This is a genomic window from uncultured Anaerovibrio sp., from assembly GCA_902786545.1.
In the GTDB taxonomy this organism is placed as follows: domain Bacteria; phylum Bacillota; class Negativicutes; order Selenomonadales; family Selenomonadaceae; genus Anaerovibrio.
On the sequence record CADACU010000027.1, the window covers coordinates 1 to 23,617 of the forward strand.

General features: G+C 45.0%; 21 protein-coding genes and 1 pseudogene. 15 read left to right on the forward strand and 7 right to left on the reverse strand.

The features are described from left to right. Window positions 1–335 (reverse strand): annotated as a pseudogene (locus QZV24_RS06580) (ABC transporter permease); the annotation flags it as partial. Window positions 336–348: 13 nt separating this feature from the next. Next, window positions 349–1,080 (reverse strand): ABC transporter ATP-binding protein, encoded by a 732-nt coding sequence (locus tag QZV24_RS06585; RefSeq protein ID WP_294521806.1) that lies wholly within the window; start codon window positions 1,078–1,080, stop codon window positions 349–351. Between the two features lie 178 nt (window positions 1,081–1,258). Here QZV24_RS06585 and QZV24_RS06590 point away from each other — a divergent pair, with 178 nt between their 5' ends. Continuing rightward, window positions 1,259–2,047 (forward strand): ZIP family metal transporter, encoded by a 789-nt coding sequence (locus QZV24_RS06590; protein WP_294521809.1) that lies wholly within the window; start codon window positions 1,259–1,261, stop codon window positions 2,045–2,047. Between the two features lie 59 nt (window positions 2,048–2,106). Here the strand turns inward: QZV24_RS06590 and QZV24_RS06595 are convergent, their stop codons facing one another. The 3 genes from QZV24_RS06595 to QZV24_RS06605 all read right to left on the reverse strand — a co-directional run bounded on the left by QZV24_RS06595 (window position 2,107) and on the right by QZV24_RS06605 (window position 6,430). Further along, window positions 2,107–3,393, reverse strand: coding sequence for an adenylosuccinate synthase (locus tag QZV24_RS06595; RefSeq protein WP_294521812.1), 1,287 nt, complete (start codon window positions 3,391–3,393; stop codon window positions 2,107–2,109). 42 nt (window positions 3,394–3,435) lie between these two features. Beyond that, complete coding sequence (gene purB, locus QZV24_RS06600) at window positions 3,436–4,728, reverse strand: adenylosuccinate lyase (RefSeq protein WP_294521816.1); 1,293 nt, start codon at window positions 4,726–4,728, stop codon at window positions 3,436–3,438. Window positions 4,729–4,918: 190 nt separating this feature from the next. Further along, window positions 4,919–6,430, reverse strand: coding sequence for a phosphomannomutase/phosphoglucomutase (locus QZV24_RS06605; protein ID WP_294521819.1), 1,512 nt, complete (start codon window positions 6,428–6,430; stop codon window positions 4,919–4,921). 342 nt (window positions 6,431–6,772) lie between these two features. Here QZV24_RS06605 and QZV24_RS06610 point away from each other — a divergent pair, with 342 nt between their 5' ends. From QZV24_RS06610 to dnaB, 5 genes are read left to right on the forward strand one after another with little or no spacing between them, the layout of a single operon-like run. After that, entirely contained in the window at window positions 6,773–7,729 is a 957-nt protein-coding gene (locus QZV24_RS06610; RefSeq protein ID WP_290655386.1) for a YybS family protein, read from the forward strand. A 21-nt stretch (window positions 7,730–7,750) separates the two neighbouring features. Beyond that, window positions 7,751–9,775 (forward strand): DHH family phosphoesterase, encoded by a 2,025-nt coding sequence (locus tag QZV24_RS06615; protein ID WP_294521827.1) that lies wholly within the window; start codon window positions 7,751–7,753, stop codon window positions 9,773–9,775. Beyond that, window positions 9,747–10,193, forward strand: coding sequence for a 50S ribosomal protein L9 (gene rplI / locus QZV24_RS06620; RefSeq protein ID WP_290655388.1), 447 nt, complete (start codon window positions 9,747–9,749; stop codon window positions 10,191–10,193). Before QZV24_RS06615 ends, rplI begins: the two co-directional genes overlap by 29 nt. Before the next feature lie 6 nt (window positions 10,194–10,199). Continuing rightward, entirely contained in the window at window positions 10,200–12,197 is a 1,998-nt protein-coding gene (gene lonC, locus QZV24_RS06625; RefSeq protein WP_294521832.1) for a Lon family ATP-dependent protease, read from the forward strand. 3 nt (window positions 12,198–12,200) lie between these two features. Further along, a complete protein-coding gene (gene dnaB, locus QZV24_RS06630) occupies window positions 12,201–13,535 on the forward strand; it encodes a replicative DNA helicase (protein WP_294521839.1) in 1,335 nt (444 codons plus the stop codon). Between the two features lie 57 nt (window positions 13,536–13,592). On the opposite strand, the gene QZV24_RS06635 is transcribed toward dnaB, so the two are convergent. Both QZV24_RS06635 and QZV24_RS06640 read right to left on the reverse strand, forming a co-directional pair. Then, a complete protein-coding gene (locus QZV24_RS06635; RefSeq protein ID WP_294521842.1) occupies window positions 13,593–14,696 on the reverse strand; it encodes an SH3 domain-containing protein in 1,104 nt (367 codons plus the stop codon). A gap of 130 nt (window positions 14,697–14,826) precedes the next feature. After that, window positions 14,827–15,483, reverse strand: coding sequence for an A24 family peptidase (locus tag QZV24_RS06640; RefSeq protein ID WP_294521847.1), 657 nt, complete (start codon window positions 15,481–15,483; stop codon window positions 14,827–14,829). Window positions 15,484–15,639: 156 nt separating this feature from the next. On the opposite strand from QZV24_RS06640, the gene cpaB reads away from it, so the two are divergent. The 9 genes from cpaB to QZV24_RS06685 form a co-directional block, all read left to right on the forward strand. Next, window positions 15,640–16,602 (forward strand): Flp pilus assembly protein CpaB, encoded by a 963-nt coding sequence (cpaB, locus tag QZV24_RS06645; protein ID WP_294521850.1) that lies wholly within the window; start codon window positions 15,640–15,642, stop codon window positions 16,600–16,602. 2 nt (window positions 16,603–16,604) lie between these two features. Then, the gene (locus tag QZV24_RS06650) at window positions 16,605–17,906 is read left to right on the forward strand and encodes a type II and III secretion system protein family protein (protein WP_294521853.1); all 1,302 of its coding nucleotides are present in this window, start codon (window positions 16,605–16,607) and stop codon (window positions 17,904–17,906) included. Continuing rightward, window positions 17,903–18,715: an AAA family ATPase gene (locus tag QZV24_RS06655; RefSeq protein WP_294521858.1), complete on the forward strand. Its 813-nt coding sequence runs from the start codon at window positions 17,903–17,905 to the stop codon at window positions 18,713–18,715. The genes QZV24_RS06650 and QZV24_RS06655 overlap by 4 nt, the downstream gene beginning before the upstream one ends. A gap of 17 nt (window positions 18,716–18,732) precedes the next feature. Continuing rightward, a complete protein-coding gene (locus QZV24_RS06660) occupies window positions 18,733–19,860 on the forward strand; it encodes a P-loop NTPase (RefSeq protein WP_294521893.1) in 1,128 nt (375 codons plus the stop codon). Then, on the forward strand, window positions 19,850–20,818 hold the full coding sequence (locus QZV24_RS06665; RefSeq protein ID WP_294521862.1) for a type II secretion system F family protein: 969 nt from the start codon (window positions 19,850–19,852) through the stop codon (window positions 20,816–20,818). Before QZV24_RS06660 ends, QZV24_RS06665 begins: the two co-directional genes overlap by 11 nt. A 202-nt stretch (window positions 20,819–21,020) precedes the next feature. Further along, window positions 21,021–21,257: a Flp family type IVb pilin gene (locus QZV24_RS06670; protein WP_294521865.1), complete on the forward strand. Its 237-nt coding sequence runs from the start codon at window positions 21,021–21,023 to the stop codon at window positions 21,255–21,257. Window positions 21,258–21,299: 42 nt separating this feature from the next. Then, complete coding sequence (locus QZV24_RS06675) at window positions 21,300–21,740, forward strand: TadE/TadG family type IV pilus assembly protein (protein WP_294521875.1); 441 nt, start codon at window positions 21,300–21,302, stop codon at window positions 21,738–21,740. A 25-nt stretch (window positions 21,741–21,765) separates the two neighbouring features. Next, window positions 21,766–23,136 carry a CpaF family protein gene (locus QZV24_RS06680; RefSeq protein ID WP_294521885.1) on the forward strand — a complete coding sequence of 457 codons (1,371 nt, stop codon included), beginning with the start codon at window positions 21,766–21,768 and terminating at the stop codon, window positions 23,134–23,136. A 176-nt stretch (window positions 23,137–23,312) separates the two neighbouring features. Then, window positions 23,313–23,617: hypothetical protein (locus QZV24_RS06685; protein ID WP_294521889.1), on the forward strand; the 305-nt coding region annotated here is incomplete at its 3' end.

The window sequence follows — 23,617 nt, forward strand, 5'->3', positions numbered from 1 at the left end:
CCGTCGTGCTGGGAATCCTGAGTGCCACAGTTATGGATGCCACACCCAGCCACTATAGTTACATCGCAATCTTCACCAATGTAAAAATCGTTGTACACCACTTCCTTGATACCACTCTCACTGAGAACAACCGGAATGTGCACACTTTCATTTTTGGTGCCATCCTTAATAATAATATCTATACCAGGCTTATCAGTCTTGGTGACAATATCAATATTTTCTGTAGTATTACGGGCTGCTTTTTCGCCGTTAGCCCGGATGTTGTAAGCCCCCTTTGGCATGGTGTACAAATCCGCCACCTCTGTCAAAAGCTGCTTTTGAATTTTATCTAACATTACTTATTTCCTCCTAGTTTGCCATTTTGCTGCAGGAAATATTTACCGCAGAAGCTGTTCCCAACAGCTCCGGCAAAATTTCATCCTTTGGCCCCTGCTTTTTCACCTTGCCGTCTTCAATAACGATGATTTCATCGGCAATGTTCAAAATCCGCTCTTGATGGGAAATGATAAGTACAGTTCCTTGTACTGTCTTTCTAATATTTTCAAATACCTGTATCAGATTTTGGAAGCTCCAGATATCGATACCAGCCTCTGGCTCATCAAAAATGGAAAATCTGGTGCCTCTGGCCAGCACCGTAGCGATTTCAATTCGTTTCAGCTCGCCACCGGACAATGAAGCATTAACCTCCCGGTCAATATATTCCTTGGCGCAAAGGCCCACCTTGGACAGATAATCACAGGCCTTGTTGACGGAAATATTGCTTCCCGTTGCCAGACGCAACAAATCCAGCACCTTTATCCCCTTAAAATGAACTGGCTGCTGAAAGGCAAAGCTAATGCCCAGCTTGGCCCGATCGGTAATATTCATACCTGTTATGTCCTGCCCGTCAAATGTCATATGCCCGGAAGTAAGCTCCTTTACCCCCATAATAAGCTTGGCCAAAGTAGATTTACCACCTCCATTTGGCCCAGTGATAACTATAAACTTTCCGTCCTCAATATTCAAATCCAGATGATCAATAATGGTTTTTATCTCGTTATTTTCTTCAACCTGATAGGTTATATCCTTCAATTCAAGCATATTTTTCTCCTATTCAATCAAATATATACAACACACTAACTGTTTAATTATATCACACTATAAGATTATTCTTCCATAGTCCTTATTCCGCATTGGAAAATATTCTCCTGATTATATATAATGACACTAGTACAAATGATGAAATCAACGATTGTTTATCGATGAAAGAGGAGATAATATGTCGATAGAAATACTTCAGGGTTTGTTGATTCCCTTTCTTGGCACCAGTCTGGGTGCCGCCTGTGTATTTTTTATGCGTGAACAGTTTAACCCATTGCTGCAACGAGGCTTGTTGGGCTTTGCTGCTGGTATAATGGTAGCTGCTTCAGTATGGAGTCTGCTAATTCCTGCCATGGATCAGGCAGTTTCCAGCTGGGGAGAATTTCTCAGTTGCATCCCTGCCGTGACTGGTTTTTGGGGCGGCATACTGTTTTTGCTGCTACTTGATCACCTTATTCCCCATCAGCACCTTAATACCGATGAAACAGAAGGGCCTAAATCCAAAGCTTCTCGTTCCACTATGATGGTCCTAGCCGTAGTACTTCACAATATTCCGGAAGGAATGGCAGTAGGTGTTTTATATGCCAGCTGGTACAATGGTGCGGCTGACATTACCCTGGGAGCTGCCATAGCCCTATCTGTTGGTATTGCCATCCAGAACTTTCCAGAGGGAGCCATAATATCTATGCCCCTTAGAGCGGAAGGACTGTCCAAGCTCCGATCCTTTGTATATGGGGTACTCTCCGGAGTGGTGGAACCAATAGGTGCTGTTGCCACCGTTATTTTTGCCAGCTTCGTTGTTCCTGTACTGCCTTTTTTATTAAGCTTTGCCGCTGGCGCCATGCTCTATGTGGTGGTGGAAGAAATTATTCCCGAAATGTCGGAAGGGGAACATTCAAATATTGGTACCATTATGTTTGCCCTGGGCTTTTCATTGATGATGATACTGGATACCACTTTGGGCTAACCCCATAAAAATGGCTGCTGCACTTCATACTCAGTGCAGCAGCCATTTTTTCACATATATTAAAATAAATCTTTGGCCAGTATAATGGTCTGATCGCGATTAGGTCCTACAGACACTATACCCAGATCAATACCTGTTACCTCAGCCAGACGCTCCAAATATTTCCGGGCCTTTTCCGGCAAATCCTCATATTTTCTGATACCACTTATATCAGTCTGCCAGCCCTCAAAGGTTTCGTATACCGGCTCTACCTCGGCCAAAACCTTCAGTGAGGCTGGAATCTCATTGATAACCTCACCCTTGTACTTATAGCCTACACACATCTTGATTTCCGGCAAAGTATCCAAAATATCCAGACGGGTAATGGCCATATAGTCGATACCGGACAGCAGCCCGGCATAGCGAACTACGCAGGCATCCAGCCAGCCGGTGCGGCGTGGACGGCCAGTAACTGTACCAAATTCATGACCCAACTCACGAATTTTATCCCCAACCGCGTTTAACTGCTCGGTAGGGAATGGGCCTTCACCAACCCGGGTACAATAAGCCTTTACTACGCCTACAACCTTGTCAATATCTCGTGGCGCAACACCGGCTCCCACACAGACTCCACCGGAAACCGGGTGAGATGCAGTAACATACGGATAGGTACCATAATCAATATCCAGCATGGTAGCCTGGGCCCCTTCAAAGAGCACCTTCTTGCCAGCCTTCAATTCATCATGAAGCAAAGCAATGGTATCACAAACATACGGTCTCAGACGGTCAGCATATCCCTCATATTCCTTCAGGATAGTCTCATAATCAAATGGCTCTTTGCCATACATACCAACAATCTGCTTATTCTTAATGGCCAGATTTTCCTTCAGGCGCTTAGCAAATTCTTCTTTATCGATAAAATCACATACCCGAATACCAATACGGTCATCCCGGTCCACATAACAAGGACCAATACCATTCTTGGTAGTACCAACCTTGTTAGCTCCCTTCAGCTCCTCCAGATATCCATCCATCTCACAGTGGTATGGCAATACCACATGAGCCCGGTTACTAATCCGAATACCACTGACATCGATACCCTTTGCTGTCATGTTGTCCATTTCCTGCAGCATAACCTTTGGATTAAAGGCTACACCATTACCTATAACATTTAAGGTACCCTTGAATAAAATACCGGATGGCATAAGACGCAATTTATATTCAACACCATCAACAGCCACGGTATGACCGGCATTACTGCCGCCCTGAGAACGGACAACAACCTCTGCCTGCTGTGCCAAATAATCTACAATCTTACCCTTGCCTTCGTCACCCCACTGGGTGCCTAATACTGCTACTGAAGCCATAAAGGTCTCTCCCCTCAAACTGGTATCTGCTACTTACTAAAATTAAAGGCCAAAACGGGCCATAATCATATCGACATGACGGAGGAAATAATCCACCTTGAAGCACTCGTCAATCTCATCCTGGGACAGATACCGGACAACATCCTCATCCTTGCTGATGTTGGTCTTAAAGTCTTCCTTCGCCAACCACCGTTTCATTGCGTTGCGCTGTACCCATTTGTAAGCATCCTCCCTGAGAACGCCTTTGCTTACCAGTGCAATAAGAATACGCTGACTGAAAATCAGTCCACCGGTCTTATTGAGGTTTTCCAGCATTGCCTCCGGATATACCAAAAGCTTATCTATAATATTGGTAAATTTCTTTATGCAATAATCCACATTGATGGTGGAATCCGGCAAAATTACCCGTTCAACAGAGGAATGGGAAATATCCCGTTCATGCCAGAGCGAAATATTTTCCATAGAGGCCAGAGCATTACCGCGAACCAAACGGGCCATACCGGCAATTCGCTCGCAGGTGATTGGATTTCGCTTATGTGGCATAGCCGATGAGCCCTTCTGCCCCGGACTGAAATACTCTTCTGCTTCACGGATATCAGTACGCTGCAGATTGCGGATTTCAGTGGCAAATTTCTCAAAGGAGCTGGCCACAATAGCCAAGGTAGTCATATACTCCGCATGACGATCCCGTTGAATAACCTGAGTAGCCAGTGGAGATGGCGTGATCCCCAATTTCTTGCAGACCAGCTCTTCAATCTTTGGATTGATATTGGAATAGGTCCCCACTGCTCCGGACAGCTTACCAACCGACACGATTTTCTTGGCATGCTCCACCCGTTCAATGTTACGGTCAACTTCATTCATCCACAAGGCCAGCTTCAAACCAAAGGTCATTGGCTCCGCATGAATACCGTGGGTACGACCAATACAAACTGTATGCTTGAACTCCGCTGCCCGGCGTTTCAACACCTCGCGGAACTTCTTTAAATCATCAATAATCAATTCCGCAGATTTCTTCATCATGATGCCCAGGGCCGTGTCCTTAACATCACTGGAAGTCAATCCCTTATGAATATACTTGGAATCATCCCCAACATACTCGGCTACATTGGTCAGAAACGCAATAATGTCATGGTTGGTTTCCTTCTCAATCTCCTTTACCCGGTCCAACTCAAAATGAGCCTTCTCCCGAATGTTCACAGCAGCCTCTTTAGGAATTTCTCCCAATTCGGCCATAGCCTCACAAGCAGCGATTTCTACATCCAGCATTACCTCGAATTCATGCTGCAGGGTCCAGATATTACCCATCTCCGGATTGGTATACCGTTCGATCATTGATGCACATCCTCCTTAAAATAAGAAAACAGGCGTTATTCTATTTATATTACATCAGTCTTCTGACATAATAACACGGGAGACAATAGGAGCTTGCCCATCGTCCCCCGCACAATATCATAGCATTTGCTACAAAAGACTGTCAACCAGTGAGCGTGTATACAAACAGCTCCACCGCAAATAGTAGACCTTAGTCCATTACACTGATGTCCAAATTTATAAATCCGGACACCAACTCTTTAGCAATAGCTGCCAGCTTTTCACAGTCCCCCCGACGCTTTCCTTCAATATTCATCGGCATATTTGGGTCATGAAGCGATAGCCTTAACAAAATCCAACCCTCATTTGGAAATACCAGACGAACCCCCTCATACGACGGAGTGGCTACCTGAATCCCCCGAGCCTCGGCCAATTCCTTGAATTCCTCCAAAACGCCCCGACCATAAGTCTTATAATCCTCCAGTCCCCTGATATATAGCCGGTATTCCCTGGCATCAGCCGGGTATTCCAATTCTTCAATCAGGCTGGCCAAGGTCTTGCCCTCAACCTGGGCCTTGGCAGCAGCAATAATAAGCTTCACTGCCAGATAAGCCCCGTCGTCCAGATAATAATTTTCCTTTAAGGCACCATGACCAGAGGTTTCAATAGCCAAAGGCGAAATCACGCCACTTTCATTCAGCCGTATACACTCATTGATAACATTTTTATATCCTCGCTTAAACCGATGATGCTTTAAATGTAATTTTCCTTCCAAAAAGTCCGTCAATTCATCTGAGGTCACCGAATCCGTTACTATGGTACTACCTGGATAATCTTCCTTTAATATAGCAGCCATCATAGCAATAAGGGCATTACGGCTAATCACCTTCCCATCCGGCAAAACAGCGCCCATCCGATCCACATCTGTATCAAAAATCAAACCCAAATCAGCCTGGGAATGCTGCACCAACTTCTTAATAGAGGCCATGGCTTCTTTGTCTTCCGGATTTGGCACATGGTTCGGGAACCGGCCATCCGGGTCCAGATATTTGCTACCAGTCGTATCTGCGCCCAATGGCTTTAAAACCTTGTCAGCAAAAAAACCACCGGCACCATTACCGGCATCTACCACAATTTTCATACCAGACAACGGCTGCATATAATTTTCTTCGTGATTTACTCCCTTGCGAATCTTGTCACACAGATACGCTGAGTAGGATTCCATCAAGTCCAGCTGTTCCACATCACCGATATCCACCACAGCCGGGGAAAGCTTGGCCGCCGCCTTTAATATATCCTTGATATCAGCCTTTTCCAAGCCACCAGTTGCCGTAAAGAATTTCATGCCGTTACGATTATACGGCAAATGACTGGCAGTAATCATTATGGAACCATCCATCTGGGTATCCTCAAAAACAATGGACATAAACATAGCCGGGGTAGAGGACATTCCACAGTCAAATACTCTGGCCCCCAGTCCCATAGCCCCCTGAATAGCCGCTTCCTTTAAGCTTACAGCACTGAGTCTTGAATCATGCCCTATGGCAATTTTTAGTTTTTTGGCATCTTTCCCCAATTTATTGGCCAAAAATTGTACAAAGGCCTCTGCTATTACATTGGCAGCAGCCGGCGGAAGCGTTACCGGCTCTCCTGCCACCTCGTCCATGGCTACACCACGGATATCACTACCATTTTGCAGTTTCAATAACTCCTTTTCATCCATTTCAACACCCCCATAATTTTTATTAGGTCATTTGTTTATATTGTATATCAAACATCATTATATATCCAATTTTTATTTCATTATAAAAGTTATAACGCCATTGTTCAAATTTTTCTTCTTTAGAAGAAAAATCTTCCAATTAGCGTTTCAACGAGCTGGGAGATATACTCGCCAGCTGTTGTAGTTTGTTTTCCCCCACCTAAAGAGGTGGGGGACATCTTAAAGCTCGTTATAATGGCTTAAAAACTCTTACATTTCATCCTGCTAGCAAGTTACATTTTAAAATGGTATAATTACATATTGATGTGGGATAACCACCCCATTAGTGTAAGGAGTGTCAATATGTCTGATATAAAAACAAAATCAATGACCGAAAGCGGACTTTTGGCTGCCATAACGGTTATTACAGCTTTAATTGGTGTCTATGTGCCTCTGCTGGGAACCGTTGCCATTCTGCTTTGGCCATTACCAATTCTGGTATTGGAAGTACGCCACGGAATAAAATGGTCTCTTATGAGTGTCCTGGTTGCAGGAATTATAATGAGCATTCTCATCGAGCCTATGTCGGCGGTACGGATGGTAATCGGCTTTGCTCCACCGGCACTGGCCTTGGGCTATGGTTTTCGGAATAATCTGCCGGCCTCCCGTAATCTTATGCTGTCCTTGGTATCAGCTATTATTTCCATGCTATTGGCTATGGGGTTGCTATTTGCACTCACTGGTATGAACCCATTTGAACTAAATGTAGATATGCTGAAGGATTCCTTTGCAGTGACTCTGTCAGCCTATGAAAGTATGGGCATGCCATCGGAGCAGATTGCCGAAAGCAAGAAACAATTTGATACGGTATTTAGTATGATTACCCTTTTGATGCCACTGGTAATTATTTGCTCCGGTCTCATTACCACCTGGATAAATTTCGCAATAGGCTCCAGAGTGCTGAGGCGACTTGGTTATACCGTTTCATCCCTGCCAGACTTTGATGAATGGCGACTGCCAAAAGCAATACTTTATTTCTTTGCTTTTTCCCTCATCGGATTATATTGGGGCAGTACCAGGCAGTTGGATTTGCTTTATCAAATATCCCTTAATGTAAACATTATGGCTACCTTCGCCGGATTTATCCAAGGCATTGCCATCATCAGCAATATACTGCATCACCGAGTGTCCCGTTGGGTATTCTGGCTCATTGTGGCCTTTGTGTTCTTGAATGGTTTTATGGCCCAGATAGTAGCATTTGTTGGGCTTTTTGATATGCTGTTTGATTATCGGAAGCGGTTTGCTAAAAAGCAACGATAATTTTAGAATCGAGGTCTGAATATGCCAAGAAATTTAAACGCCTGGATTGATATTGTTATTATCCATTTAGCGGCGCTATTATTATTGGTTGTACTGTTCTTTTATAATTGTTACATCGGTACAGCTGCCCTCATGGTGTGGCTTGCTTCGCTGTTTTTCGGCTATGAGCGTTGCCGGTACCGGTCAGAGGAATTTGCTCACTATTGTCACACTGTTATCAGCAATGTAAATGAAGCATCCAACTACGCCATTGAAAATCTTCCCCATATAATTGTATTGGTGGACAGGGATGGTCGACTTCAATGGTTCAACAAGGAGCTGGAAAAGCACATAAACAAAATCCCTGAATACGGTATGTCCGTAAATCAGGGCGATGATGCCTTTTGGCCTGAACTTGACTTGGAATCCATCTGGGGAAAAAATGATGAAACGGTATTCGTCCATGACAATGTTCACTTTAAAATGAAGTATCGCCCCATTGCTACCAAGGATGATTCCTGCGGTATGATGGCTTTGTACATCATGGATGATTCGCCATATCAGATATTGTCCCGCATACACGCTGATTCCCGTTCAGTTTTGATGTTCATTCAGATTGACAACTATGATGATGTGCTGAAGGGCCTTAACGATGCGGAAAAAAATCGTTTGAGCTTTGAAGCAAATAAGCTGATTGATGAGTGGATTATCCACCTGGATGGTTATCTTCGCCGAATACATAACGATATGTACATTGCCGTTATTGAACGACGCAGCCTTGACGTGGCCATTGAAGAAAAATTCTCCATTCTGGATAAGATGCACAATATCTTCAATACCACCAGCAAGCTGCCGGTAACCTTGAGTATGGGAATTTCCGTGGCTGATCGGCAAAATTACATAGAATTAGGCCAGCAGGCCCAGTCTATGCTGGATCTGGCCCTTAGCCGTGGTGGTGACCAAGCCGCTATCATGCTGAACAATCAGACCTGCTTCTTTGGCGGCAAAACTAAAGCCTTGGAGAAGCAAAACCGGGTAAAAGCCAGAGTTATGGCCTCCAATATCAAGGCACTTATGCAGACTGCTGATGAAATCTTTATTATGGGACACCAAAATGAGGACTTCGACGCACTGGGTGCCGCCATGGGTGTGGCCAGAATGGCCAAAAGCCTTGAAAAGCCAGTACATATCATATTAAGTGATATGAATGAAGGTATCGGAAAAATCATCGAGATGTTTTCCACCAGGGAAGAATATTCCGAGCTGTTTATTTCCAACGATCAGTTGTTAAATATTACAGCCAAAAATCCACTGCTCTTTGTGGTGGATACCTTTATTCCTCATATCACAGCGGCCCCGGATATGCTTAACCGGGTAGAAAACATTGTAGTTATTGACCACCATCGCCGCAGCGAAAACTTTATAAAAAACACCAAAATAGCTTATCTGGAAACTGCTACCAGCTCTACCAGTGAACTGGTAACCGAGCTTTTGATGTATTTTAGCGAGGATTTAAAACTGAGCCGTATTGAGGCAATTGCCCTTTATTCCGGTATTTTGGTAGATACCAAGAATTTTGCCGTACAGGTTGGTGTCCGCACTTTTGAGGCGGCAGCTTATCTCCGGCGGTGGGGCGCTGATTTGGTGGCTGTGCGTCAGCTCTTTAGAACTGACTTTGATACCGAAGTGGCTGAGGCCAAAGCCATTGCAGCTGCTACCATGTTTCCAAATGGCCTCATAATTACCAAGTGTCCGGATATTATGCCAAATATTCAGGTGGTAGCAGCTCAAGTAGCTGATGCCATGCTGAGAATAGAAAATGTCCGGGTTAGTCTGGTAATATTCCAGCTTACGGCCAACACGGTGGGCGTGAGTGCCCGTTCCAACGGTGAAATCAATGTTCAGCTCATCATGGAAAATTTTGGCGGTGGCGGACATCAGAATGTGGCCGGTACTCAGCTAAAGGATGGCTCAGTTGAGGATGTATATAATCAGGTATTAGCATATACCCAGGAATTTATAGAGGAGAATGATAAAAATGAAAGTAATATTACAGAAGGACATTAAGAACTTAGGTAAAAAAGGTGATATAGTAGAGGTTTCCGATGGTTACGGCCGTAATTTCCTGCTGCCAAAGAAGGCAGCCGTAGAAGCCACTTCCAATAATGTGAATGTGGCCAAGGCTCAGGCCGGCTCAGCCGCCCGCAAAAAGGCCCAGGATACAGATGAAGCAAAACTGATGGCTGCCCAGCTTTCCCAGGTGTCTGTTAAAATTTCCGTAAAAATCGGTGAAAATGGCCGTCTATTCGGTTCTGTCACTGGCAAAGATATTTCCGATGTTTTAAAGAAACAGCATAATATTGACATTGATAAACGGAAAATTTCCCTTAAAGAGGAAATCACCGGCACCGGCACCTACGAGGCCGTTATAAAGGTACATCCGGAAATTACCAGCACTATAAAAATAGAGGTTGTAAAAGGCTGATAACACATGAAGGACTTTTTTTCTAAATTACTAAACCTAAAAAATCATGACCAGGAGGCTAATTTAGCCGAAGCCGAAGCAACTTTGGCTGATGAGCTTGCTCCTCGGGACGAAATAGACCGAAAAATAGATGCCCTGTTTAGCCTGCTGGTGGACTATTACGGTTCCGACAAGCTGGTAATCAAGGCCGGTAAAATGGATGCATTGCAATTTGTACGCTCACCCAATCGGGGTGAGCGTGTCCTTGCTTTACAGAGAATTATCAGTGATAATCCCACTATAAAGGATATACCTCCTGACGAGGAAATAATGGGGATATTGGATCAGCTAACTGAGCATTTTTCCGATATTCTGGCCCGCCGCTCGGTGGAGGATGACTTGGAAAAGAAAGTAGCCGAACGATTGGAAGAAAACCATCAGGATTATGTAAAAGATATTAAGATGCAAATCCTGAAGGAGGAAAAGAAGCCAATCGAGTCTCCATTGGAGAAGAAAAAGCGGGAGCATCTGGAGGAACTGGAAAAAGTCAGCCTTACTCAGTCCGTGATGGAACTTTTACGACCAGCTTCCACTGAGGAAATAGTAGGCCAGTCCAGAGCAGTAGATTCCCTATTAGCCAAGCTTAGCTCCCCTTATCCTCAGCACCTGATTTTATATGGACCTCCTGGTGTGGGAAAAACCACAGCGGCCCGTCTGGTACTGGAGGAAGCCAAAAAGAGGAAGCTATCACCGTTTAAAGCTGATGCACCTTTCATAGAAACTGATGGTACCACTTTGCGCTGGGATCCACGGGATATGACCAACCCACTGCTGGGTTCGGTTCATGATCCAATTTATCAGGGAGCCCGCAAGGATTTAGCTGATACCGGTATCCCAGAGCCAAAGCCTGGATTGGTCACCGATGCCCACGGTGGAATCCTCTTCATCGACGAAATAGGCGAAATGGATCTGATGCTGCAAAACAAGCTTCTTAAAGTTCTGGAAGACAAGCGGGCTTATTTTGAGTCGGCCTATTATGATCCGGCGGATGAAAAAATACCACCTTATATAAAGAAATTATTTGATGAAGGTGCTCCGGCAGACTTTGTGCTTATCGGCGCCACCACCCGGGAATCCTCCCGTATAAATCCTGCTTTGCGGTCCAGATGTGCTGAAATATACTTTGAGCCTCTGACCCCAACCAATATTCAGGAAATCGTCAACAATGCTGCCAAAAAGCTTTCCGCCAAGCTAGGAGATGGCGTGGCCAAGCTAATCAGTGAATACACTATCGAAGGACGCAAGGCCATAAATATATTGGCGGACGCCTATAGTCTGGCATTGGAGCGGGCCGCCAGCGGTCAGGAAGACGACTTGACAGCTGAAATAGCTAAAGCGGATGTATTTATTGAAAAAGGTGATATATACAAGGTCGCTCAAGTCAGCCGCCTCACTCCATATGTAACCAAAAAAGCCTCCAACAATATGGAAATTGGCCATATTTTTGGATTGGGCGTGTCCGGCTTTTTAGGCTCTGTTATTGAAATCGAAGCCATTGCCTTTAAAGCTCGGGAAACGGGCAAGGGCACAGTGCGCTTTAATGAAACCGCCGGCAGTATGGCCAAAGATTCGGTTTTCAATGCTGCCTCAGTAGTCCGACTGCTTACCGGCAAAGACATTCATGATTATGATATTCATATAAATGTAATTGGTGGTGGAAATATAGACGGTCCAAGTGCCGGTACCGCCATTCTTACAGCGATTTTATCAGCCATCACCAAACGACCTATTCGACAGGATACGGCAATCACCGGTGAAATTTCCCTGCAGGGTAAGGTGCGGCCAGTAGGTGGTGTCTTTGAAAAAGCCTATGGTGCCAAGCAAACCGGTATTGAAACCTTGATTATCCCTAAAGAAAACGAAAAGGATATTCCTAAAAACCATCTGGGACTAAACATAAGAACGGTTACCACCGCCAAGGAAGCCTTGGACATACTTCTTGGCCCAGAACCACAGGAGGAGTAATTTATGCCAACGGTAGACCGTATGCCCCCCCAAAACATCGACGCTGAACAGGCGGTATTAGGGGCTATGCTCATAAAAAAAGAGGCCATTGCCGAAGTATCCCAGCTCCTACGGCCGGAGGATTTTTATCGGGATGCCCATAAAATAATCTATGAAGCTATGCTGGCCTTGTTTAATAGAAACGAACCAGCCGATATTGTTACAGTTACCAATTATCTTGACAAGGAAAACAAGCTGGACAAGGTGGGTGGAATTACCTTTGTCACGGCATTGGCCAACATTGTGCCTACTGCCGCCAATGTAAATTTTCACGCCAATATCGTACGGGAAAAGGCGGATTTGAGGCATCTCATAAATACCGCCACAGACATAGCAGGCATGGCCTATGAAGCCACCGATGATGTCTCTGATGTCATTGATAAATCAGAAAAAATGATTATGGAAGTGGCCAACCGTCAAAATGTCAGCACTTTCACTCCTATGCAGGAAATTGTTATGGAGACCTTTGATAAAATCAATACTCTTTACGAATCCAAGGGAGGCCTTACGGGTATTTCCTGCGGATTTAAAGATCTTGATGCCCTCACCTCCGGGCTCCAGGCCTCTGATCTGATTTTGGTGGCTGCCCGCCCAAGTATGGGTAAAACAGCCTTTACCTTAAATATTGCGGCCAATGTAGCCCTAAAAGAAAAGAAAACCGTGGCATTTTTTTCTCTGGAAATGTCCAAGCAGCAACTGGTACAGCGTATGCTGTGCTCAGAGGGTGGAATTGATTCCCAAAAGCTAAAAAATGCTGATTTAAGTACGGAAGATTGGGAAAAACTGGTACGAACCGCCGATAAGGTTTCCGCCGCCCCATTATATATTGATGATACCGCCGGAATCACGGTTAATGAGCTTCGCTCCAAGGCCCGGCGCCTAAAGGCTGAGCATGGCCTGGACCTGATTATTATTGACTATTTGCAGCTGATGCAGGGCCGGAGCAAGGGAGGCAGTGATAACCGTCAGCAAGAAATCTCCGACATTTCCCGCTCTCTGAAAGCGGTAGCCCGTGAACTAAATGTACCGGTTATTGCCCTTTCCCAGTTAAGCCGAAGCGTGGAAAGCCGCCAGATAAAACGACCAATGCTCAGTGACCTGCGTGAGTCCGGTTCCTTGGAGCAGGATGCTGATATCGTAATGTTCCTCTACCGAGAGGATTATTATGATCCTGAAACAGCCAATAAAAACATTACTGAGGTTATTGTAGCCAAGCATCGTAACGGCCCGGTGGATACGGTAAAGATGTTCTTCAAAAAAGAATTTACCAGGTTCAATGATTTATCAAAAATGCAGTAATAAATACCAAATCCCTCGTCTGAGCCATCAGACGAGGGATTTTTGTATCAACAGTTATCAATATTGGCAGAATTTATCCGATACCCAACCAACGGCCCCATTGGCCCGTTTTACCTGCACCCATTCCGGTTTCACATTGATGATTTCCACGGTTTCACCCTTGTCAAAATACCCAAGAATATTGGCATTAGTGCTTGGATTGGCCCGCATCCTTACTTCGGTAGCAGTGATGACACCGGAATTATGGGAAGCAGTCTGCTTGGTAGCGTTAACCGGTGGCCTTTGATCCGTTGCTTTGTTGGATGTGTTTTTCTCCACCTGGGTCTGCTCTACCTTGGTCTGAGCTATCACATTTTTATTGCTGAATTTAGGAGCTGAAAATAACATGTACAGTGACATACCAACCAAAACCAGCGCCATAACGAAGGCTACACCGGCAATAATCCCCCTGGTCTGCTTATCACTGTCATAGCGGGCATTCAGAGCCATAACACCGAAGATGGTGGCCACCAACAGTAATATAACAATGATTCCAACCGTTATTACCAAATGAGATTTATGCCATACCTTGAATTGTACCTGTATATCTTTATCTACCTCTGAGGTTAGCATAGGCGCCAGATTCCAATATAATGTCTTATTTCCATTGGACATCTGATCTGCGTTATGAACATCCGGTGGATAAGGCAAGTTCATAGTAAAGCTGCATTTCACCTGAGAAGCCATCGCCTGCGCCATGGCTTTGGTATCAGGATCATTGGTGGTATCCTTATTCCCTTCCATTATGAAATCAAATGAATAGGCATCATAAAACCACCCTTTTACTTTATGTATTTCCTTGACAGTCATTCCGGCAGTCTTAGTATTCTGACTGGTAATGCTCATGGCATATTCATCTACTGATGGATAATCCGCTGAAATTTTGTAGCCACTTAAATTTCCGTCATTATAAGGCTCCACTTTAGCGGAACTGTTCTTGCTTAAAAGATCATTTTTCTGTTCTTCTATGGCACTCTTCAGAAAATCAACAGTAGCCATAGTGGCTTCGTAGTGTACGCTACCATCCTCATTGATGGTCAGATTGCCTGTTGCACTTAAACAGCCTGATAGCAGAAAGCAAAATGCTGTTAATACACATAAGCAACATCTTTTTATGAACATATTTCTACCACCCTTCATAAAAATTTCATACCTCACTATTCGTGATTATTACCATTTTTTCCTGCTGCCATAGCCTCGCTACAAAAAAAGAAATGGACAGCAGAGTCCATTTCTTTCACAATAAATACTATCAACATATAAGCATCACCAATCCACTGATGGCAAAATAAGGACCGTAAGGAAATGCCTCCTTTCTCTGCCTTTTTTTAGTCACCAAAAGCAGTATGGCACCGACTCCTCCCAAAATAATGCCCCATACAACAGTCTGATACAGCAGGTCTGTTCCCAGCCAAAGTCCCAGGGCAGCTATCAGCTTCACATCGCCACCACCAATTCCTCCCCGGGTTATTACTGCCATCAGCCAAAAGATACCACCACCAACTCCGGCGGCCAGCACATAGTCCAGAAATGGTCCGTTTAGAAGCAGTATCCGTAGCAGGCCCAGTAGGGCAAACAAGGCCAGCTGCTTATCAAAAATCAGCTGCCACAATAAATCACTAATAGTAAACTGCAGCAAAAACACCGCCGCCACCAGCACCGACAGCAACAAGGGCAGGTTATATCCATGCACCAGTCCAGTCACCGCTCCCATAGCCAATGGAAAAACCGTTGCCACCGTTGTTAATAAGCTGCCACCGGTCTTTCCCTTTCCCAATGAGAAAAAAGGGGTAATGTACTGACGGTTGGTTTGACTTAAAACAAAGGACCAACTCACCATAAGCTTGCCTATTATTACCGAAACTACTCCGGTAGTGAGAAACAACAACAAAATTTTTACATCAGCCATAAAACACTCCCTATCCCCATCACATAAGGAGATACACCGCTCCCTACAGTTATTTAACCTTAAATCACAATTTTTTTACTTACCATTACTTGACAATGCTAGTATAATGGTTTGAAATAATAATGATAATAATATTTTTCTTTTGAGGAAACTACCATGAAACTATTTGAAATACTAAATCTGTCTGATATTGGAGAAAAAATCAGCTACAAATACTGGATAATGTTGGCCGCCGGCGCCAGCCTTCTGCTGGGGCTTATGGTCTTTCTTTATCTTGGCGACAATAGTGACAAAACAGCTTCACCAGCTGGTACGGAAATGGTCCAGGTGATAGTGGCCACTCAAGATATAGCTCCCAGAACCACCATTCAATCTGGTATGTTAAAGACCAAATCCTTGCCTCGTGATTTGGTACCGGAGGGCGCCATAACCAAACTGGAGGAAGTGGTTGGCAAACCAGCCTATATCCAAATAATGAAGGATGATATCATAACCGGCAAAAAAATTTTGTCAGATCCTAAAATGGCCGGTTTTATCGGAATGATTCCCCCTGACTGCCGAGCGGTAACCATCTCCATCAATGATGTAACTGGCGTAGCTGGTCTGGCAAGACCGGGAGATTATGTAGATATCATGGTGGTAAGCGGTGATCAAAATTCACAGCGTGTTACCAGCAATATATTATTACAGAACATTATGCTTTTGGCAATAAATAAATCTACCGTGAAGGAGACTGCTGCCAGCGGTCAAGCCCAAAATGGCGATACCAGCAAGGACAGCCCATCAAATTCTGCACACAACAACACAGCCTTGACCACGGCCACTCTGGCGGTTACCCCCAAGGATGCTATGAAGCTGGTTACCGGGGCCCATTCCGGCACCCTCTATCTGGTGCTTCGACCATATAAACCCCGCAACACCTTTATATCAGCGGCAGAATATTCAAAAATAAATGCCAAGGCTAATCAGCCGCCGGCTCCGGCTAACACCAGCCAACCTGCATATTCAGCCCCAGCTGCCCCACCACAGGCGGCTCCACCAGCTACCGCGGCTCCAGCCCGTACCTATGGTGGTATCGAAATTATCCGTGGCACAACAGTAACCAGAGAAGGAAATTAACCATGACAAAAAACTCTTATGATTGGCAATGCAAGTTTATCATATTGATAATGACCGTAGTACTTTCCTTTACGGCATCCATCGTCTCGGCTCAGGACAAGACTATTGAGCTAGAGGTAAATCAGTCCTATTGCTATTCCAGTCCGGAACTGGCTGATATTATTCGGGTTTCGGTGGTAAATCCTAAAATTGCCGATGTAAACATCATAGATAACCATTCTTTAAACATCATCTCCTTGGCACCAGGGTCCACCAGTCTCACCATCTGGTTCAACGATGGTACTATGGACCAGCTCAGTGTCTATGTGGCATCCACCGATTCCAATTCGGCCAATGCCATAAAGCGGGCCATCAACCTGCCGGGAGTAACCGTTGAAAAAGTAGACGGCAAAATTCTTCTTCAGGGGGAGGTGGCCAACCAATATGAAAAGGACCAGGCCCAAAGCATCGCCTCCCTGTTTGTTGAAAACAAAGACAACATCATCAATCTACTGGAAATGAGTAATCCGATCCAAGTCAATCTGGCAGCTCTGGTAATTGATATTTCCACTACCGATGGGCAGGATATCGGTATTATTCCTGGTGCCACTGGCAAAATTGGCAGTACAAACAACGATTACACCGGTATTACCTTCGGAAGCTTTTATGGCGGTCAAGACTACAAGGAATACGGTGGAAAAATATACAACAATATCAATTTTAAACTAAACGCCCTAATACAGAGCGGAAAGGCAAAAATACTCTCCCGGCCTAATATTACGGCCCTGAGTGGCAAAGAAGCCGAAATACTTATCGGTGGCGAAATTCCAATCCCTACCAGCAAGCAGGGTGATATTTCTGTCACCTGGCGTGAATACGGCATCAAGCTTCATATCCAGCCTACTGCTACCCCTGACCGGAAAATCACCACCAAGGTGGCAGCGGAAATCAGCACCCTGGACAATTCCAATGCAGTCAGCACCACCGCTGGCAAAATTCCGGCTCTGATTTCCCGAAAGGCTTCTACCAGCATCAATATTCCGGATGGACATACTATGTCCATCGGTGGTCTGATGAACAACACAGAAAGTAAAAATGTAAGTCGTATTCCACTCCTCAGCAGTATTCCAATAATAGGTGAATTTTTCAAGAATACCAGCACATCTAAGGATCGTCATGAGCTGATTATTCTCATCACCCCTACTATTGTGTCCAGCGATGATGTGCAGGCCTCTGACCGGCTGCTGCAGGAATACCACGATGTCCAGAATGAATATAATTCCATGAAGAAGCTCAATCCAAACAAAGGGGAATCGGCCAGATGAATGACGAACAAATAAATGGTGCCATCATCACTTTTTTCAGCACCTCCTCCGCTGTGGGTAAAACCCTAATCAGCATAAATATGGCGTCGGAGCTGGCTCGCCAGGGATACAGTGTCTGTCTGGCGGATTTTGATTTACAGTTTGGCGATGTGAAAAACTATCTTCATCTCCACGCGGAGCATTCCATCACCACTCTTTGCGATATCATCAAAACCAACGGGCAACATCCCCTTACCCCCCTGCTGTCCACCTATTCCTATGGCCATGTTTCCTTTCAAGTGGTACCCGCTCCAGCCAAGCTGGAGGAAGCTTACAACTTGGAGCCGGAAACCATCATTGAGGTGGTAAGACGCCTACGGTGCCAGTACGATTACATCATTGTGGATACCACCTCCATGTTCAGTGTATTAAACCTGGCCCTGCTGGACATCAGTACCATCGTTACTTTTTTGGGCATAGTTGATTTCATCCCTACCATTAAAAATATGAAAATTGGCAATGATACCCTGCGGACACTGAATTATGATGCCAACAAAATCCGTTTGGTATTGAACCGCAGTGATGCCAAGACCAGAATTGACCTGCAGGATGTCGTAAGAATATTGGGAGAGAATTTTTATCACATATTGCCTAACGACTATGAATCTGCCCGGCAATCCATAGCTACAGGGGTGCCTTTGGTCCTAAGTGGCCATGACAGTGCCCTGGCCCGTGAGCTTCGGAACCTGGTGGGACGCTATACGAACAAGGGCTACATGGAGGATACCCCAACCAAGTCCTCCTCATGGCTCACCAAAATATTTAATTAGGAGGCCACCGAGTTGTGATGATACATAATATCATGCTGGTAGAAGGCAATCGTCTGATGCTGGAACAGCTATCAAATGTCATAAAGAATACCCAAGGAGTGGATCTGGTGGCCAGATTTCGGGAAGCCAGTGAAGCCTTGGGACAAGGCATCGTTTTTATGCCAAACATCATTCTGCTGGATGCGGACAACTCAAACATTATCAATCTTTTAACAGAATTTCGTCGGGTTTTCCCTACAGCCAGCATTATCTGTACCGGTGAAAAGTGGAACGCCGAAAGCTCCAACCTCTGCATAAATGCCGGGGCCAAGTGCTTTTTGGTAAAACCATTTTCCAGCGAAGAGCTGCGGGATGCCATCATGTCCTTCAGCACCAGCTTTGCTGATGCTAGGTCAAATGTCCTGACCTTTTTCAGTCCCAAAGGGAAAAGTGGCAAGACAACCCTTATTGCAAACCTGGCCATGTCCCTTGCCCGCCGGTCTGGTGGCAGTGTCGGCATTATCGACGCAGACCTGCAGTTTGGTGATATGGCTTTCTTTTTTAACCTAAAGCCTCAAAGTACGATAGTAGAAGCAGCTCGGGATAAGGATTTTCTTTCCCCGGTTTCCCTTAACTCCTATTTTGTTCCCGTGGCCAAGAATGTATCCATCCTCTGTGGCACCAAAGAGCCCAGCCTGATTGACAAGGTCGGCATTCCCGCCTTTGAAGCTCTGGTAAAAATGGCCCGAACTATGTTCAACTATCTCCTGATAGATGTACCAGCGGGCTTTAACCCCACCTCAATAGCTGCAGCAGAAATGTCTGATACCACTTATATTGTGGCCATGCTTAACGGCGGCTATGAGGTTCAGCACATTCAGCGGGCACTGGAAATATTCAAGAGCTGGCCTAACTATCAGTCAAGGGTAAAAACCATCCTGACCCGGGTTGAGCCATGCAACATAACCTCCAAACAGCAAATGGAGGAGGTCATCGGCTATCCTGTGGAGGGAATCATTCCCAACGCCTTCCTAAAAGTATCTGCCGCTGCGGATGACGGTCACATGGCGCTGGACTTGGACCCGGACAGCACCTTTGCTCAGCGGGTAAACTTTCTGGCCAAAAAAATTATGAATTATAAGCAGGATGATAGTGATGATTTCTAAAATAGCCATATCAATACTGGCATCATTGGCCATATTCAGCCTGATTATGGGTCTGCTGGAGTACAAAAAGCACACCAGCAAAAATCTTCGGCACCGTATCGAATATTTTTCTGATTATGTGCCCACCGTTCCGTCCCAACGGATAACCACCAGCTTCCGAAAACGGCTTATAACAATCTTTCGCCAAGTAGGACAAACCACCAATGACCTGTACAATAATAATTTTTTTAACCTGAAAATGCAGCAAGCTGACTGGCCTATGATGGGTTCCGAATTTATGCTTCTGCTGCTGATACTGGCTATAGTCTCCGGGACAATATTTTTCTTTTTCTCCCTAAAACCCATTATCGGAATTATCGGCTTCATATGGGGAATCATTCTGGGCTGGATCATCCTCCAATTACGCATTAAGCGGCGCCAGGCCGCCTTTTCCAATCAGCTCAGTGATATGCTGAAAATGGTGGCCGATGCCCTACGATCAGGCTACAGCTTTATGCAGTCGCTGGAATATGTTGCCAATGAAATGAGTCCACCGGTGAGCAGTGAAATACAGCTGGTCCTACGGGAAGTAAACCTGAATGTTTCCCTGGAAATTGCTTTGGACCACATGTGCCGGCGAGTACAGAATAAGGACTTTGAGTTGGTAGTAACCGCTGTATTGATACACCGGCAAATAGGTGGAAATTTATCACAGATTCTTGATACCATCAGTGCCACGGTGTACGATCGGATAAAAATGCGGCGAGAAATAAACGCCCTTACCGCGCAAGGCAAGCTGTCCGGCATCATCCTAGCCATACTACCGGTGGCCTTAGGAGCTTTCATCAGCGTCATAAACCCGGATTACCTGACCCCTCTGTTTGAAAATGAACTGGGCTATATTGCTATAGCTTTCGCTGTCATCATGGAAATAATCGGATTTATTATTATTCGACGAATTATCGATATTGATATTTAATGGATTATAGTCCCAAATATTCAAAAAAATTTTTAAAATTCCCTAGACTTTTTTCCCACTTTGATTTATAATTAGGCAATGTTAAATGGAATTAGCTTAGAACACCTTGTTTATAAGTGTCATAGTGCTAGTTCAATTAACTGATTAGGTTTAGTTGTAAAATCATTATTTGAAAACCATCTATCAGAAGGGAGAAAGAATTATGTCAAAATTCTTTAAAATTTTTAGTATTCGTAATTTACAGCAAAAGGGGCAAGGTATAGTGGAATATGCTCTTATACTTGCTTTTGTTGTAGGTTTGGCTGCATATTTAACCAACGCCAATGGCATTGGTACTGCTGTTCAGACCACCTTTAACAATGTAACCAATGCATTGACCACTGCTAATAATAATAGCCAGTCTACTACCGGCGGTAATGGAACTACCGGTGGCGAATAACTTGATAATCGTATGATTGAACGATTTAAGGAGGCAGAATACATGAAATTCCAACGCGGCCAGTCCATTGTGGAATTTGCATTTATTCTGCCTCTTTTTTTGTTGCTATTTATCGGCATTGTTTACACAGGGGTAGCTTTTTCAGATTATCTAATGATAAGCCATACCGTGCGCAGTATAACCCACGAAGCCTCCCTCGCCGGATCGGACAGTGATTTCCCGAAAATCCTGGCCAAAAACACGGCCAATGCCACCATGAAAAGTGATTTATATATATGGTCGCCGGATCACATTACCGGCAGCAACAACCAATATCTATCCATTCATTACGATACGAATCGCCAAGAGGTTGTAGTAATTGCCACGGCGTTTTATAATACAAGTGGATCATACATCGCCCGGCTGTTAAACAACCTTGCCGGCAAAACGGATGCCGGGGATATTCGGGTAGAATACGCCATGTATAGTCCCCGGAATAAATGATTTATACTTTTACAGGAGCAGTAATATGTCATTATTGGATAGATTAGGCCGCCCCAACCAAGTAAATGTGCAGGTACGCATTTTTGCTTCCCTGTCCGACACTCCCATCGACAACTCCTACCAGGAGATAAAACAGCAAATTCATCGCCGTATCGTTGAGGAAATGACCCCGGCAGAGCAGTCGGCCTTGTCGGCTAAGGATCAGGATGCCTATAAAATTGAACAAATCATTGATTCCTATGTAGAAAAATTTATAGCGGAAAACCCTTTTGCCGTTCCCCGGGGGGAGCGGAGCAAGGTTGTTGCCGAACTGCGGGACGAAATGCTGGGTCTTGGCCCTATAGAAAGTCTGCTGAAGGATGAGTCAGTAACAGAAATAATGGTAAACGGCTATCAAAAAATTTTTGTGGAGCGCATGGGTAAACTGATGCAAACTGATATTCGATTCCATGATGATGAGCATTTAATGAATATCATCCAGCGCATTTTATCCCCTTTGGGGCGCCGTATTGATGAAGCATCCCCCCTGGTAGACGCCCGCTTGGAGGACGGCTCCCGAGTAAATATCATCATTCCTCCTCTGTCATTGGTAGGACCGGTACTTACCATCAGAAAATTTTCCAAAAATCCCCTTACTTTGGATAACCTTATAAATTTTGGCACTATCGACCGGAAAATGGCCAATTTCTTACAGGCCTGCGTTGCCGCCCGGATCAACATTCTTGTATCCGGTGGAACCGGCTCCGGCAAGACCACCACCTTAAATGCCCTGTCATCATTTATAGCGGGTAACGAGCGCATCGTTACCATTGAGGACGCCGCTGAGTTGCAATTACAGCAACCCCATGTGGTTACTTTGGAATCCCGGCCGGCCAATGTAGAGGGCAAAGGTCAGATAACCATCCGGGATTTGGTCCGCAATGCACTGCGCATGCGGCCTGACCGCATCATCGTTGGTGAGGTTCGCTCCGGGGAGGCGCTGGATATGTTACAGGCCATGAATACAGGACATGACGGCTCCCTGACCACAGCCCACGCCAACAGTCCACGGGATGCTTTGAGCCGACTGGAGACCATGGTTTTAATGTCCGGCTTCGATCTTCCGATTCGGGCCATCAGGGAGCAGATATCCTCCGCCATCGACTTGATTGTTCATCAGGCCAGAATAAAGGATGGCAGCCGCAAAATTACCCACATAACCGAAGTGCAACACCTTGAGGGTGACACCATCACCACCCAGGATATCTTCAACTACGAAATGACCGGCATTGATGAAAACGGCAAGGCCACCGGCCACTTTATAGCCACCGGCCTGCGTCCAAGCTTCATGGAACGGTTCAGCACAAATGGTATTGAACTGCCACCGGAAATGTTTCAAAATATAGATGGTCTATAACGCCATTGTTCAAATTTTTCTTCTTTAGAAGAAAAATCTTCCAATTAGCGTTTTCCTTTCAGGACTAGCTTCGCGTCGCAACGAGCTGGGAGATATGCTCGCCAGCTGTTGTAGTTTGTTTTCCCCCACCTAAAGAAGTGGGGGACATCTTAAAGCTCGTTATAAGGAGTATCCGGATGTTTCTAGCCTTTCTTTTTTCATTGTCCATATCAATTTTGGCCTTTGTCATACTCTATGGACTACCCAAAACGACTATCAGGCAACGGCTCCATTCCATTAACACCATGAACACCGTTGATGCCAGCCGGATAATGAGTTCCATGGGACCGGATGGACAGAATACCCTGCAAAAAAAGAAGTCTCTTTATCGACGGATTATACATCCATGGTTGAGCCAGTTAGAAAAAAACTTCTATAGTTTTACGCCAAACTCCTTGGCAGGAATCATCGAACACCGTTTGGTGCTGGCGGGTCAACATGG